This window comes from Bradyrhizobium sp. Kon10 (assembly GCF_055807395.1).
The window spans coordinates 1-255 of sequence record NZ_JBVVOZ010000297.1 but is presented as its reverse complement, the minus strand read 5'-3'; the positions used below and the strand labels follow the sequence as shown (position 1 = coordinate 255).

Here is a 255-nt window from a genome sequence, read left to right as displayed (position 1 = left end):
CTTGCCTTTGTTCTGCTTCGACAGCGCCTCCATGATCGCGACCAGATTGTCGTCGCGGATCTTTTCGAGCTCGCGGATTGACAGGCCATGTGCCTGGTCGTCCGACTGGGTGGCGATCAGGTCGACCAGCTCGTCGTTGAACTCCGGCACATCCATTAGCTTGGTCCATGGCCATTTCAGGCATGGCCCGAACTGCGCCATGAAATGGCGCATGCCGGCCTCGCCGCCGGCGACGCGGTAGACCTGGAACATGCC

Annotated in this window: 1 pseudogene; it reads right to left on the bottom strand. The window is 61.2% G+C overall.

Going from position 1 to position 255, the window contains the following annotated elements:
• Positions 1-255: pseudogene (locus tag AC0L2O_RS37105) on the bottom strand (L-carnitine dehydrogenase); the annotation flags it as partial.